The 14,164-nt window shown below is 60.8% G+C and carries 12 protein-coding genes and 2 tRNA genes; 6 read left to right on the forward strand and 8 right to left on the reverse strand.

The window, feature by feature from the left end; translation table 11 throughout:
• Positions 1–159: 159 nt before the first annotated feature.
• Positions 160–2,613: an extensin gene (locus QZ540_RS01575; RefSeq protein ID WP_294627214.1), complete on the reverse strand. Its 2,454-nt coding sequence runs from the start codon at positions 2,611–2,613 to the stop codon at positions 160–162.
• 19 nt (positions 2,614–2,632) lie between these two features.
• A complete protein-coding gene (locus QZ540_RS01580; RefSeq protein WP_294627216.1) occupies positions 2,633–3,226 on the reverse strand; it encodes an ABC transporter substrate-binding protein in 594 nt (197 codons plus the stop codon).
• 251 nt (positions 3,227–3,477) lie between these two features.
• Here QZ540_RS01580 and purB point away from each other — a divergent pair, with 251 nt between their 5' ends.
• Positions 3,478–4,911, forward strand: a complete 1,434-nt coding sequence (gene purB, locus QZ540_RS01585) for an adenylosuccinate lyase (RefSeq protein WP_294627218.1) — start codon at positions 3,478–3,480, stop codon at positions 4,909–4,911.
• Between the two features lie 112 nt (positions 4,912–5,023).
• Here purB and QZ540_RS01590 read toward each other — a convergent pair whose 3' ends face one another.
• Positions 5,024–5,905, reverse strand: coding sequence for a di- and tripeptidase (locus tag QZ540_RS01590; protein WP_294627220.1), 882 nt, complete (start codon positions 5,903–5,905; stop codon positions 5,024–5,026).
• Positions 5,906–6,176: 271 nt separating this feature from the next.
• On the opposite strand from QZ540_RS01590, the gene QZ540_RS01595 reads away from it, so the two are divergent.
• Positions 6,177–7,238: a DMT family transporter gene (locus QZ540_RS01595; RefSeq protein WP_294627222.1), complete on the forward strand. Its 1,062-nt coding sequence runs from the start codon at positions 6,177–6,179 to the stop codon at positions 7,236–7,238.
• Between the two features lie 182 nt (positions 7,239–7,420).
• Positions 7,421–8,395 (forward strand): DMT family transporter, encoded by a 975-nt coding sequence (locus QZ540_RS01600; protein WP_294627224.1) that lies wholly within the window; start codon positions 7,421–7,423, stop codon positions 8,393–8,395.
• A 102-nt stretch (positions 8,396–8,497) separates the two neighbouring features.
• On the opposite strand, the gene QZ540_RS01605 is transcribed toward QZ540_RS01600, so the two are convergent.
• Both QZ540_RS01605 and QZ540_RS01610 read right to left on the reverse strand, forming a co-directional pair.
• Entirely contained in the window at positions 8,498–9,286 is a 789-nt protein-coding gene (locus QZ540_RS01605) for a spermidine synthase (protein WP_294627225.1), read from the reverse strand.
• The gene (locus QZ540_RS01610) at positions 9,286–10,038 is read right to left on the reverse strand and encodes a thioredoxin domain-containing protein (RefSeq protein WP_294627226.1); all 753 of its coding nucleotides are present in this window, start codon (positions 10,036–10,038) and stop codon (positions 9,286–9,288) included. Before QZ540_RS01610 ends, QZ540_RS01605 begins: the two co-directional genes overlap by 1 nt.
• 322 nt (positions 10,039–10,360) lie before the next feature.
• On the opposite strand from QZ540_RS01610, the gene QZ540_RS01615 reads away from it, so the two are divergent.
• Positions 10,361–10,435: transfer RNA gene (locus QZ540_RS01615), tRNA-Thr, on the forward strand.
• A 106-nt stretch (positions 10,436–10,541) separates the two neighbouring features.
• The gene (locus QZ540_RS01620; protein ID WP_294627228.1) at positions 10,542–10,808 is read left to right on the forward strand and encodes a hypothetical protein; all 267 of its coding nucleotides are present in this window, start codon (positions 10,542–10,544) and stop codon (positions 10,806–10,808) included.
• 112 nt (positions 10,809–10,920) lie between these two features.
• Here QZ540_RS01620 and QZ540_RS01625 read toward each other — a convergent pair whose 3' ends face one another.
• From QZ540_RS01625 to QZ540_RS01635, 3 genes are all read right to left on the reverse strand, one after another.
• A complete protein-coding gene (locus tag QZ540_RS01625; protein ID WP_294627230.1) occupies positions 10,921–11,796 on the reverse strand; it encodes a CoA ester lyase in 876 nt (291 codons plus the stop codon).
• Between the two features lie 310 nt (positions 11,797–12,106).
• Positions 12,107–12,646 carry a dehydrogenase gene (locus QZ540_RS01630; protein WP_294627232.1) on the reverse strand — a complete coding sequence of 180 codons (540 nt, stop codon included), beginning with the start codon at positions 12,644–12,646 and terminating at the stop codon, positions 12,107–12,109.
• Positions 12,647–12,891: 245 nt separating this feature from the next.
• Positions 12,892–13,902, reverse strand: coding sequence for an NAD(P)H-quinone oxidoreductase (locus tag QZ540_RS01635; RefSeq protein ID WP_294627234.1), 1,011 nt, complete (start codon positions 13,900–13,902; stop codon positions 12,892–12,894).
• 125 nt (positions 13,903–14,027) lie between these two features.
• Here QZ540_RS01635 and QZ540_RS01640 point away from each other — a divergent pair.
• A tRNA-Ser gene (locus tag QZ540_RS01640) sits at positions 14,028–14,115 on the forward strand.
• Positions 14,116–14,164 lie beyond the last annotated feature (49 nt).

A 14,164-nucleotide genomic window follows, 5' to 3' on the forward strand; every position in this document is an offset into this window, starting at 1 on the left:
AGCCGAGTCGGCAACAATCCAACGGCGAGCGCTGTACGCAAAGATGGAGGGGCGCCGCCGGGGTTGTTCCCAGCGGTGCCCCTCCTTTTCTCTTCTCTACTCTACTCGTCCCCTCCACCCTCCACCGAGCCGTCAAGATTGGTTCTTGAGGCTAGGGTTTTAGACCACCAGGGGTTCACGCTCCTCGATGGGAGTCAGGTCCTCGGGAGGGCCTGGTGCACGGAACCCGGGGTCGATGTTCTCGGGCGGAGTTGGTGCGAGGAATCCAGGGTCAATGCTCTTGGGCGGGAGCATGGGCGCAGGCTTCAGCCCCGGCAGAGTGGGGATGAGCGACTCACCGCCGTCGTAGTCTCCGCCCTGTCCGGGTCCGAAGGTTGGAAGATTCTTGAGCACAGAACCAGCGTTAGGGAGCTGCAACTGATCGATGATTGGCTGAGTAATAGCCTTTCCGACATGCGTATGCAGATCTGCAGGTGTGGGCAGAATATCCGGCGGAATCAGGCCTGCAGGGGGTAGCTGTCCCTCTGCCTCGATTCGAGCGGGCATCTTGATGGGCGCAGGCTCCGGGCGGCTCAGGTCCCCGGGCATCTTGATGGGGGCAGGCTCGGGGCGGCTCAGGTCGCTCGGCATATTGATGGCGGGCGGCAGATGCTGCGGGTTGTATCCCTGCAGGAGGGGTACCTTGGGCATCTGCGGCACAGGGGTTTCAGGCCATGCAGGCGGCGGGTCCTGAGGCTTTTCCTGCGGAGTCGGCTCGGGGTGAGGAATCGTCTTCTGGGCACCCTCGATGACCGCGGGGATTTGCTTAGCAACCGCCCATGCGGCTTCTCCAGATTCTCGCTGAAGACCCTCTGCCTTCTGCTTGGCAATCTCCATGCCCTGCTGGACGTCTGAGACGGTGTCTTCGACATTCTGTCGAATATTTTCGATACTCTCTCGCACTTTACGCTTTGCTTTAGCTAGGTGCCCGCCTGTCTGCCCGTCAATCGCCTCAACTACACCCCAACCGCTAAGCCCAGTTCCTGATGCTAAAGTAGCACCACCGTAGGTTCCGATACGTCCGGCTGTTATACCGATTCGTACAGCAGATGGCAGACCATCCGGCATAGTTGAGGCGGAGGTAACCTTCTGCTCCCCCAGCACATACTCTTTACCGTCCATTGCGGCACGCATGCCGCCAGGCACCTTGCTGCTATACCCTTGACTGTATAGAGCTTCTTGGTAATTTTCGGCATGATGCTTATAGTTATCGACGGTGATTACCGTATCGCGTTCATCGGGGCGCCACGCTCCCTTGAAAATCTGGGCAAAAAGAGACTGCTCTGCCACATCAGGAACCCCATCGCCTTCTCCTTCCACGTAATCCACAGCAAAGTCACGTTGTTTAGCAGGCATAACCCGCAATGGGGTGCCTTGGGCATAAATACCCACAATGTTGATTTCTTCGGCAATTTTTTGGCTATTCGCCATGTTGTAGGCAATCATGGCTCCCTGACTGAAGCCTTCCATGTACACGCGGGCTCCCTGGGGTGCCCCTGCATCACGTAGAGCCTGCAAAACCATCTCGTAAGCGGCATTCATGTAACCCAGCCTGGATGATTCATGCGTGATACCGGCTGGGTCTATAGGAGACCCTTCGAGGGAATCAAAGACAGTGCCGGGGATACTCACGACATACAGGGCATGGGCTGGGTCGCCTTCGTGTCCTGCTTCGTACATGACGGTGACGAGCACGGCACCACGTTCAGCGGCCGAGGGGTTCTGTCGGGAACGCTCAAGTTCAAGGTCCTGCGCTTTACCAATAGCCAGCAGACGGTCCGAGCTGGCGCCTACAGAAAGCTGGTTTTTCTCGCCACGATGCGCAGCAATACCGTATTCGTCGGCAGAAGCGGTCCGAATATTGTGAGCCTTAGCGCCAAGAAAAGTATCGATTCCAGATTTAATGATGCCGAATAGGCCACCACCCAGTGCCTTTCGAACGAGCCCTCGCGGAATGCCAAACATGCTTGCAAGGCGGTCAAATGCTCGCGAGCGCGCAATTTCGGGGTTCCATTTGGCGTCCATATAGGCGGTGAAGCCGAAGAGAATACCCGCTACGAGAGGCGAATACGGCAGCGTTCGAGATGCAGAGAAGTACCCAAGCTCAGGAATGATGAGCTTCAAGAGGTAGTTAGCTTCGCCGGGTTCTCCAGCGATGAGGCCGCGGAGGTGGTCTCGGGTGCTGCGTCCGTCGGGCAGCTTGCCGTCCTTTGCGATGCCCATGGACTCGAACCAGCCTGCGACAATATTTTCGGTCTGCAGGTAGGAGCTGTGGGCTGCGCGGACGGCGGCTGCGGTGGCGCCGAATTTTGCGGCGCTAATACCGAGGTCTGCGGCGAGGCCGGCACAGAGGCCAGCTGCCTGCTGGGCGCGTCCGTTAATGCCGAGGAAGAGCCGGGTTTCGGCGGCAATACCGAGAATCGGCATGGTGCGGTCGGCGCAGGTGCGGCTGACGGTGTCGAGCCCGTCGGCAATGGCGGGCATTTCTTCGAGGGCGACGCTGATGGTGCCTGCGGTGGGCCCTGCAGAGTCGCTGAGGTCACCGATGGGTGCAACGGTGGGTCCGGTAAGCATGGTTTCTCCTAGGGTGAGGTTAGTGGGTTCGGATGAGCGAGCTCAGCCCGTCGGGCAGGTTCACGTGCATGAGTGAATCGAGCGCTGACTGGGCTTTTTGCACGCCTGAGCGGGCGATGATTTCGCCGGGGTCAAGCTTTTCGAGGGCGTCCGCGACGCCGTCGGCGAGTTTGCCGAGTAGGTTATCTACGGCGGAGGCGGCGGCTTCGATTGCCTGCGCTTTGGAGGTGAGGTCGTTGGCGAGTTCTTCACCGGCGGCGGCGATCATGGCGGCGGCGTTTTCGGCTTGTTCGGCTTGGTTGCGGATTTTTTCGCGGTGTTCTTCGAGCTGTCGCCGGTAGGCGCGTCCAGCTTCGGATGCCCAGTGGTCGCCGTTGAGTTCGTTGGCGCGTTGGTGTGCGGTGCGGATTTCTTGGGCTTCGGTGCGCATCCTGTGGGAGAGTTCTGCGCCTTTGGCGCGGGCAAGGGTGGCGGCTGCCATGAGCTGGGTGGCGAGGGCGTGGCCGGCGGCGGTGCCGATGCCCATGTGTCCTGCAGCGCGGAGAATATCGGTCGGTTCGATGCGGGGCAGCTGGGGTACGGGTGGTGGTGTGGTGTCGACGAGGGTGCTCATAGTGTGTCCTTTCACGGCGGGTTTGTTTTAGGCTAAATCTGCCGCGGTGACCGTGCAGGCGGAGTGCGCCAACCTGTGGATAACTTCGGCTTGTTTCGAAAAATTCGCACGTTTTGGGCCCTTCGGACCCCGTTTCTGCCCCCTCGACGGCTTCCCGCAATGTCATATTTCTGCAACTAACGGGGCCACCCATCACGTCCATTTGTTCTGACCGCCTCATTTTTTCGACGAATTCATGCAAAAATAGAGTTATGTCTCACACCAATAACACCATCCTGCCTTCTGGCCGTATTGACCTGGGCACCGGCGAACTCGCGCTGGGCCCCCTGGACGGACGCTACGCTTCCGTGACCGCACCCCTGACGAACTACCTTTCTGAGGCGGCGCTGAACCGCGACCGCATCCACGTTGAGGTTGAGTGGTTCATTTACCTGTGCGAGCACGAGGTGCTGCCGGGTCTGTCCCCGCTGAGCGAGGAGCAGAAGAAGGGCCTGCGCGCCATCGTGACCGATTTCAACGCTGATTCTGTGGCGGAGCTGGCTGAGATTGAGGCTGTCACCGTTCACGATGTGAAGGCGGTTGAGTACTACATTGGTCGCCGTCTGGAGGGCCTGGGTCTGGGCCACCTGGTGCCGCTGGTTCACTTCGGCTGCACCTCCGAAGACATTAACAACCTCTCCTACGCCCTGGGCATCAAGGATGCCGTGCAGAACGTGTGGATTCCCGCCGCGGAGGAGCTGATTGAGGTTCTGCTGAACCTGGCCGAGGAGGGCCGCGAGGTTCCCATGCTTTCGCGCACCCACGGTCAGCCCGCAACCCCGACCACCCTGGGCAAGGAGATGGGCGTGCTCGCTTACCGCCTGAAGCGCCAGGTCAAGCACGTGAAGGCTATCGAGTTCCTGGGCAAGATTAACGGTGCGACCGGCACTTACGCTGCTCACTATGCGTCGGTGCCTAGCGCTGATTGGCAGAAGATTTCTCGTGGTTTTGTGGAGCACCTGGGTCTGACCTGGAACCCGCTGACCACTCAGATTGAGTCGCATGACTGGCAGGCTGAGCTGTACTCGGATATTGCGCACTTCAACCGTGTGCTGCACAACCTCTGCACCGATGTGTGGAGCTACATTTCGATTGGTTTCTTCCGCCAGATTCCGGTGGCGGGTGCAACCGGTTCGTCGACTATGCCGCACAAGGTGAACCCGATTCGTTTTGAGAACGCGGAGGCTAACCTGGAGCTCTCCAACGCCCTGCTGGATTCGCTGGGCTCAACCCTGGTGACTTCCCGCTGGCAGCGCGACCTGACCGACTCCTCGGCTCAGCGCAACATCGGTGTGGCGTTCGGTCACTCGGTTCTGGCCATTTCGAACGTGGTGAAGGGCCTGAAGCGCCTGGACATCGCGACCGACGTGATTTCTGCTGACCTGGATTCCAACTGGGAGGTCCTGGCTGAGGCGATCCAGATGGTGATGCGCGCTGAGGCTATCGCGGGTGTTCCCGGTATGGAGAACCCCTACGAGCGTCTGAAGGAGCTGACCCGCGGTCACCGCGTGGATGCTGCTCGCCTCAAGGAGTTCGTGGCAACCCTGGGCCTCTCCCCCGAGGCTGAGGAGCGTCTGTCGAACCTGACCCCGCACACCTACAACGGTATTGCGGCTCAGCTGCTGGACCACGCGAAGAACGCGTAGCCTGTAGCGCCCGCTAACGGTTTACACGCTAAAGACCCCGGGTCCCTGTATAGGGATCCGGGGTCTTTAGCGTGTTGGGTCTTTTTATGTTCTGGCTTTATAACCAGCGGGTTTAGCGGCCGAGCATGCGGCGGTGGCCGGTTTCGGTGTCGTTGCCCTTGCCGCGGGTGAAGACCTTGCCTGCCGCCTTTCCTACGTCCTTGACGCCCTTGAGGAGGGCACCAGCCACGCCGGAGGAGCTTTCCGAACCGTCGCCGCCCTGTACGCGGGGTGCGCGCGGGGTGATCATGAGCTCTGCGGGGAAGTAGGCGGGTGCGTCGCCGAAGGCTCGGCGGGTGTTGCGCACGACGTCCTTGCCGAGGGTCAGGTTTGCACCGCCGCCTACGACTGCGCCGACGCCGAAGGGCAGGGCGCGGCCGAGCAGTGCGCCGGTCTGGCGGGTCAGGAATCGGCGGATGAACATATTGCGGATGGTGCGTTCGACGCTGAACATCTTGCCGCCGGAGGAGTTGCCGAGCAGCATGCCCCACTTGTTGGAGACGCCGCTTGCCTTGCCGGTCTGCAGCAGCACGGTGTTCATGAGCTGGGAGCCTTCGTCGCCGAGCATGATGGCCATGACCATGGAGCGGGCGGTTTCGGCGTCGTGTACGTGCACGCCGTGCAGTTCTGCGACGGCCTGGGCGTAGAGGGCGGTGCGTTCGAGGTAGCCGCCGACTGCGAGCGCGGACAGGCTCATGGAGGTGACGGTACCTACGCCGGGTACGAATGCGGATGCGCCGGTGACGCCGCCGATGGCGGTGATGTCGCGCAGGTAGGTGCGGTCGAGGCGCTTGTGGATTTGTTCGGGGGTTTCGTCGGGGTGCGCTTCACGGAGTTTTTTGACGATGGACAGCGCGAGCGGTCGTTGCATGCGCAGTACGTTGTCGAGGGTGGTGGTTAGCGCGGGACGGGGGTTGCCGTCCTCATCGAATAGAGACTTCTTCGGGTCAAGCATGCTCTCAGTAAATCACGGCTGGGTGAATATTTCCTGAATATGGGGGTTGTGGTGGGGTTTGGGGGTGTTTTTTCACTGAGGGCGTGCGGGTGGTATGCGGTTGGTTAGGGTGTTTTGGTCATTATTTGCGCCCATTTTTAAACCGCGTAAAATTGTCCTAGATTACACACTATTCATTGTTTGCATAGTGCGTGACCTGTTTCACGATGATTCCGGGTCGCGCCTGATGACAGATAGCGGCTAATACCTCTTCTGGACTATAAGGATTGCTATGACTTCTTCCACCCATACGCCCAATGCTGCGCGTTCTCCTGTGATGACTCAGGGGCTGGGTGTTGCTTACGCGACCGGCGCGATTATTTCGGCGCAGTTCGGTGCGGCTCTTGCTAAGCAGCTGATGGGCGATTTGGGCCCGTGGGGCGTGGTGACTCTGCGCCTGTTGACCTCTACCATTTTGATGTGGGCATTTTTCCGCCCGCAGATTCGTTCGTGGACTCGTGCGCAGTGGCTGACTGTGGTCGTCATGGGTGTTGCGCTGACGGGCGCGAATGCGTTCTTCTATGTTGCGATTGAGCAGGTTCCGCTGGCGATTGCTGTGGCTATTGAGTTTATGGGTCCGCTGGTGTTGGCGACGGTGATGTCGCGCCGCAAGCTGGACTTGGTGTGGATTGCCCTGTCCTTTACGGGTATGGCAATTCTGACGGCTGAGTCGCAGGCGAAGCCGGAGGATTTCGCCCTGGTGGGTGTGTTCTTTGCGGTGCTGACCGCGATTTCTCGTGCCGCCTACATTTTGGCGACTGAGAAGGTGGGCGCGCTGATCCCGGGTATGGGCGGCATGGTGATGGGTAACGCGGTTTCGACTCTGCTGGTTCTGCCGTTCCCGTTTATTCTGAGCGGCAATAACCTGTTGAAGGTGACCCAGGATGTGAACCTGCTGGCTATTGGCTGCCTGATGGGTCTGTTGGCTTCTGCTCTGCCGGCGTTGGGTGAGGTTTCTTCGCTGCGTCTGCTGCCCGCGCATATTTACAGCGTGGTGCTGTCCCTGGAGCCTGCGATTGCGGCGGCTGTGGGTATTGTGATGCTTGGTGAGGCTACCGGCCTGGTTCGTTGGGTTGCTATTGCTCTGCTGGTGGCGGCGAGTATCGGTATTTCGATTTCTCACGCTCGCGCCCAGAAGAAGGCGCAGGAGGAGGGCACGCTGGAGGAAGCTGACCGCTACCTCCCCGGCGCTGTGGATGCGCACGCGGTGGATATTGCGCAGATGGCGACCAGCTCCATTACGATTCCTTCTGCCGATCAGATTAAGGCTGACCGTGAGGCGAAGGGCCTCTAATCTACTGAACTGTAGCCGTGTCGACGGTTTCTAGCACCCCCGGGTAACGAGTAGGATAGTATCTCGTGTTGCCCGGGGTGCACTGTTTAAAACGGCGCTATTAGAGCGTTCATTCTGCCCCGTAGCGGCACAGCATACACACGTGAAGAACTACCGCCTCATCAGGCGCAGGAAGGAGAACCTTGTCGCATACCGCACCCCAACGCCCCGCGCTGGGCATCATGTTTGTGTTGATGTCCTGCTCGTCGCTACAGTTCGGTGCCGCGTTCGCGGTGACGCTCTTCCCGTTGTTTGGTGCTCTGGCTATTAGCGTGAGCCGCCTGGCGATTGCTTCCATTGTGGTGGGTAGCGCCGTGTGGTTGGCGGCTCGTTGGCGTGCCCGTCGTGGCGGCACGATGCCGCCGGGTGCGTTGTCGTGGTCGAAGGAGCAGTGGTGTGCCGTCATCATTTTCGGTATGACGTTCGGCCTGATGAACGGCTTCTTCTATTGCGCGATTGACCGCATCCCGATTGGTTTGGCGGTTGCGGTGGAGTTCTTGGGCCCGCTGGCGTTGGCGTCCATGCTGACTCGCAGGCTCCGCGACGCGGTGTGGGTGCTCTGCGCCCTGGCGGGCATGCTGGTGCTCGGCTACGAGGCGGCGGTCGGTAGGGATACCGACTACCTGGGTCTGACGTTCGCTCTGGTTGCTGGCGTGTTCTGGGCGCTGTACATTCGCTCGAGCGCGAAGGTGGGTGCACTGGTGCCGGGTGCGAGCGGCCTGGCGGTTGCGATGCTTGTTGGTGCCGCGTTTATTGCTCCGGTGGCGGCGATTGTTCCGGCACCCCAGCCGCTGTGGAATGCGGCGCAGGATCCGATGCTGCTCCTCATGATTTTTGGTACCGCGATGTTCGCTTCGGTGATTCCCTACAGCGCGGAGCTGATGGCTCTGCGTAACCTGCCGCAGCAGGTGTTTAGCGTGCTGATGAGCATGGAACCGGCGATTGCGGCGATTGCCGGTTGGGCGCTGCTGAATCAGGAGACCGGCCCGATTCGTTGGGTGGCAATCTGTCTGCTGATGACGGCGAGTGTGGGTATTACGCTCACCACCACGCAGGGCAGCTCCCCCAAGCCGAAGGATGAGGGCGAGGAGCCCGTCCCCGTGCCGCTACCCGAGTAAAACAAAAATTCCGCCGGCGCGCGGCATATAGAAAACCCATATACAAAACCGTTGAGGCGGGTACCTGGTTGGTACCCGCCTCAACGGTTTTATGTTCCAGTTTTAGCTCTCGGCCAGCTCGTCCAGCAGATCGCGCAACTCGTCGGTGGTGAGCACCTCCGCCGGATGCGGGCCCATCGCGTACAGCCGGTCCTGGGTGTCCTCGTCCAGCTCACGGGAGGTACCAACCAGCACGAGGTTACCTTCGTTCTGCCCGCTGAGCATGGAGCTCTCGCACAGGCACCACACGTGGTCGAAGACTTCCAGCATGGCGGTTGCCTGCAGCTGGAAGAAGGGCAGACCCGCGTCATCGCCCACGTTAATGGCGACCATGCCGCGCTCGCTCAGGGCGTCCTTGAGTTCGCGGTAGAAGTCGCGGTTCGCCAGGTGCGCGGGCGCGTCCATGCCGGTGAAGATGTCGAGGATAATCGCGTCGAAGCCGGGTACGCCCAGCAGTTCGGGCAGGTTCGCCAACTGCTCGCGGGCATCACCGACTACCAGCTGGCAGTCGGTGCCGACAGGCAGCGGCAGGCGGTCCGTCACGAAGCCCATAAGCTCGGGTTCGATATCGACAGCAACCTGGCGGGATCCGGGGCGGGTCGCCTGAATGTAGCGCACGAGGGTCAACGCACCGGCGCCCAGGTGTGCGGCGGTAATGGGTTCGCCGGCGGGGGCGAGCGCATCCACCGTGTTGGCGATGCGGCGCAGGTACTCGTAGAACACGTAGGAGGGGTCCGCAATATCCACGTGGGACTGTTCGGCACCGCCGATTTCGAGAACGTAGCCGTGGTCGCTGAACCCGTCCGGGTGGATTTCGGCGCGCTGGCCGCCGGAGAGCTGAATGTGCGCCACTACTTCACGCCAGCTTCACGCTTGAAGGTGCTGACCAGGTCATCCACCGAGGAGGAGGAATCCAGGCCCTCAACGACCTTGTCGTTCACGACGAAGGTGGGGGTGCCCTTCACGCCAATCTTCACGGCGTGATCGTAGTCGCGCTGGATGGGCTTGACGGTATCGGAAGCGAGCAGAACCTTGTCGAATTCTTCGGTGTTCAGACCCAGTTCCTTGGCGTAGTCGTTGAAGAGGGTGCGTAGCTTGTCGCGTTCGCTGATGCCCTTCCAGTCGTTCTGGGTGGCGAAGAGCTTGTTTGCCATTTCGAGGTGCTTGCCCTGTGCCTCGGCGGCTTCCACTGCGAGTGCGGCGGGTACGGCGTTGACGTGCATGTTCAGCGGCATGTGGCGTACGGTCACGTTCAGCACGCCGTCGAGCTTCTTGGCGGCTTCTTCGAACTTGGGTTCTGCCTTGGCGCAGTAGGGGCACTGGTAGTCGGTGTACAGGGTTGCGGTGCCTGCGCCGGGTACTTCGCGGTTGAGGCGGTAGCCGACGTAGCCGTCGTCGGCGGTCGCGGAAGCGGATGCCGAAGCGCTCGCGGTGGCGCTCGCCGAGGTAGCGGCGGTGCTTGCCGAACCACTTGCCGAGGCACTCGCAGATGCCGATGCGGTCGCAGAAGACTGGGAGGAGCTGGAACCGCATGCGCTCAGTCCCAGGGCGGCGGCGGGCACTACGCCCAGCAGAAGGGTGCGGCGGTTGAGGGGTGAAGTCATGATGGTTCCTCTCTCTATGGGTGGCGGGCTGGTCTGTGGTTGATACATCTGTGGTTGATGTGCCAGTGGTTGTTGGGCGCTGTGAGGCGCTGTCAGCCGCCGTGGGTATAGGGTTTATTGTATGCCTCTGCCCTGAACATTCCCTATCTGCGGGCGGGTTTGTGGGGTGAATGCAGTGCACGCCATAGGTTCTCTGCCGCGGGCTCTCAGCTGCGGTCTCGGTGCTGAAAGTAATTAGCCTCTCCCCCGCCTTTTTGGTACTATTGCGGGGTATGCACTGTTCGTCAGTTGCTTTCGGGCGGCTACGGATGACAGCATATGTGCCTCTATAGCTCAGGGGTAGAGCATTTCCCTCGTAAAGAAAAGGTCGTGGGTTCGAATCCCACTGGGGGCTCCACATCCGCCGTAACGCGTGCCGGTTTCCGGTGTGTTGCGGCGGTTTTTAGCATCTGCGAGATGTCATTGTCTTGAGAGATGTCACCGTCGATTTTTAGGAGATTCTCATGTCTTCTCACTCCTCAAATACTCAGCGTTTGCAGAACCGCTCGCAGGGCGGTCGTGCCGCTGCGGGTTCTTCGCGTCCGATGAGCCCCACGATGCGTTTTGCGCTGGTGTACGTGCTGGCGCTGGTGGTTTCCTTGGCGGTGTGGTTCTTCTACCGTTCCGTGTATGAGGATGACACCTCGTTCTTGGTGCCGATTGTGATTTCTTTGGTGACTTCGTATGTGTGTGCTCATGCGTTGACGGGCGGCAAGTCGCCCCGCAACTAGCATCTAAGTTGTAGCGCGCCAGAGGTTTTAGAGCATATAAAAGCCGCGCATCCGGTTCCCCGTTCGGGGTTCGGATGCGCGGCTTTTTACGCGTGTACCTTAGGCGATCACCTTACTTGGATGCGCGCTGGAAGTCGCTGTCGGTCTTGCCCCACAGGCCGTAGACCTTGGCGAGTTCCTTGACCTTCTTTGCACGCAGGTAACGCGGCAGGTAGGAGCCGTCGCGGGGGCCGTCGAGGGGCACGTCGAGCATCTGGTGTGCTTCTTCGATTTCGACCTCGCTCGGGGAGAATGCCGCGTTGATGGTCTCGGTCTGGCGGATGTCCAGAGTAATCTTGCCGGTCATGCCGTGGTCGTTTGCGAAGCCGCACGCCTTGGAGAGGTCAGCACCGTATGCGCCGAGGGTCGGGCCGTCGATGGGGCCGGGCAGACCACCCAGGGTGGAGGCGATGACCAGCTGCGAACGCACATAGGCGAGCGCCATGGGGGTTGCGGAGGAGCCGGTGTCGCGGCGGTAGTCGCCTGCGCCGAATGCGAGGCGGAAGGTGCCGATTGCGCGGGCAATCTCGACGGAGTGGTGCACGCCGAGTGCGGACTCAATCAGCGCGATGATGGGGGTACCGGCGGGCAGCTCTGCTGCGGTGCGGTCGATGTCGGTGGCGTGCTCTGCGGTGGCGAGCATGACGCCTCGCAGGCCCTTCACGTTCTTGAGAGCCTTGACGTCCTTCCACCAGTGTTCGGTGGTGATGGCGTTGATTCGCACCCATGCGACCACGCCGGAGTTGAGCATGCGGACAACCTGTTCGCGGGCGGTGTCCTTCTCTTCGGGCGGGCAGCCGTCTTCAAGGTCGATGATGATGGAGTCGGCCTCGGATTCGAAGGCCTCTTCAAAAACTTCTTCAGTGGAGTTGGCGCGCACGAGGAGCCAGGAACGAGAGAGGCTGGGGCGCAGCTGGCGTGCGCGCTCGTTGCGGTGGAATTCAAACATGGTGTGTGACTTCTTCCGTGAATTATTGTGCATTGGGTTGTGCCGTAGAGGGGCAGGAAAAAGCCTGCGGTTCTTCCGCGCGTACCATCGCGTTGTGTCGTCACCTCCATTGTGACGGAACCGCATAAGAAGTGTCCTACACCCCTTCTTTAAGCGTATCGCCTGTTGAGGTGCACATCAAACTAACCCGCCCTCTCGGCACCGTTCAGATTGGCCGTGTTCATCTGGCGGACGCGGCACGGTGGGCGGTTTAAATGAGCCTGCCCGCAGCGTCCGGTGTGGGTGCTGCGGGCGGGTCACGCGATTGGTGTTAGGCTTCGACGAGTTCGGTGCGGCCTACGGGGATTCCGTCGTCGAAGGTCAGCTCGCCGGCGGCTTCCTTCTGGGCGCGCTGGATGAGGCGTTCGGCTTCCTCAATGTGCTGAAGGACGGTTTCCACGCGGCGGTGTACACTCACCTGGCGGTCGCATCCGGTGGCGCATTCGCCGAAGCAGCGTGCCATGGCGAGCGCTTCAGCGCAGAGGGCGACGGCGTTACCCGCCTTGGAGAGGGCACGGTTCAGATCCGAGTAGGTGCCGTACGGGGAGGCGGGAATATCGCCGTCGCTGGGGGCGAGGCGGTGCGCCTCCATGGCGACTGCGCGCACGCGCGGAATCAGGTCGGCGAGCGCGTTTGCGTCCGGCACGATGAGCTCAATCATGGAGGTGGACGAATCGGTTGCCGCTAGGCGTTCGAGGACCTGGTGGAAGCGGTCAATGCCGCGGATGAACCGGTCGTGGGATCGGCGCCAGATGCCTTTGCCGAGTTCGGCGTCGTCGCGGCGCGATTGCAGGTAGCTTTTAAGTCCCAATATGTCCTCCTCTGCGTGGTGTGTGTGCCGTGTCTATTGGTTGGTGGAGGTTGCCGGTGTTGGGCTGTGCGACAACCCGCAAACCTCCTTATACTTAGGTTACCCTAAATCTCTTTTGGTGACGAGATGTCAGCAGTCAGCTGATTATTTCAAACCCGGATTTTCATCACGACCCTCACGCGACCCTCACGCGACGCTCCCCGCGGCACCCACGTGAAGCGGCACCGCGGGGAGCACAGCGATTTCTAGACCATGCGCAGCACAATCTTGCCGCGATGCTGGCCCGAGTCGAAGTACTCGTGGGCGGCAACCGCCTCCTCCATGTCGAAAACGCGGTCCAGCCCCACACCGATCCTGCCGGATTCAATCAGCGGCAGCACGTGCTCGCGTACACCGCGCAGGATCTCGGCCTTCTGCCGGTCTGAGCGGGTGCGCAGGCTCGTGGCGTGCACCGACAGGCGACGGGAGAGCATGTAGCCCAGGTTCAATTCCGCTTTGGCGCCGCCCATCAGGCCGATAATGCACAGGTGGCCGCCGTCGGCGAGGGTGTGCAGGTTGTCGTCCAGGTACTTTCCGCCCACTACGTCGAGGATGTAGTCGGCGCCGCGGCCGCCGGTTTCAGCCAACAGAACTTCACGGAACGAATGTTCGGTATAGATAATGGGCTCCGCACCTAGTGAGCGCACATATTCAGCTTTTTCCTCGCTGCTGACGGTCGCAAACACGCGAGTTCCGGCGGCGAGCGCCAGCTGGATAGCATGCACCCCAATACCGCCGGTGCCGCCGTGCACGAGCACCACCGCCGGTTCGCCGTCTTCCTTGAGGTTTTCGGCGGGGTTCATGCTCATACCGCAGGTGAGTACCAGGTTCGAGTAGACGGTCGCGGCAACCTCGGGAATACCTGCCGCCTCTACGAAGCTCAGCTGTTCGGGTACGGGCAGCACGTGGTCGACCGGGACGGTCACGTAGTCGGCATAGCCGCCTCCAGAAAGGAGCGCCATGACGGAGGTGCCACGGTTCTCCACGGAGACACCCTCACCGACCGCCTCAATAACGCCGGCTACTTCGAGGCCGTAGATGGCGCTCGCACCAGCGGGCGGCGGGTAGAATCCGCGGCGCTGCAGAGCGTCGGCGCGGTTGATTCCGGCGGCGTGAACACGGATGAGAACTTCGTGGGAGCGGGGCACGGGGGCGGGTACTTTGGTGATGGTCAGAGCCTCAGGTCCACCGTGGTTTTTCTCGATAATTGCTCTCATGAGTCCTCCTCATTGCCGGAAGCACCATCGTCGGTGCGCGATTTACAGAAAGCATACAACGTGCGATAATCTCTTAGTGCCCTGCGGCACGGTATTGCCATAAAATGCCGGTCTCTGGAGTGCATGGATGGTTGTCCGAGCGGCCGAAGGAGCTGGTCTTGAAAACCAGTAGGCGGTAACCCCGTCTCAAGGGTTCAAATCCCTTACCATCCGCGTTATAGCTTCTGCTTCGCCTCATGTGCGGAGTGCAAAGAGCCCCGTT

Origin of the sequence: uncultured Rothia sp. (assembly GCF_916049665.1) — a bacterium.
In the GTDB taxonomy this organism is placed as follows: domain Bacteria; phylum Actinomycetota; class Actinomycetes; order Actinomycetales; family Micrococcaceae; genus Rothia.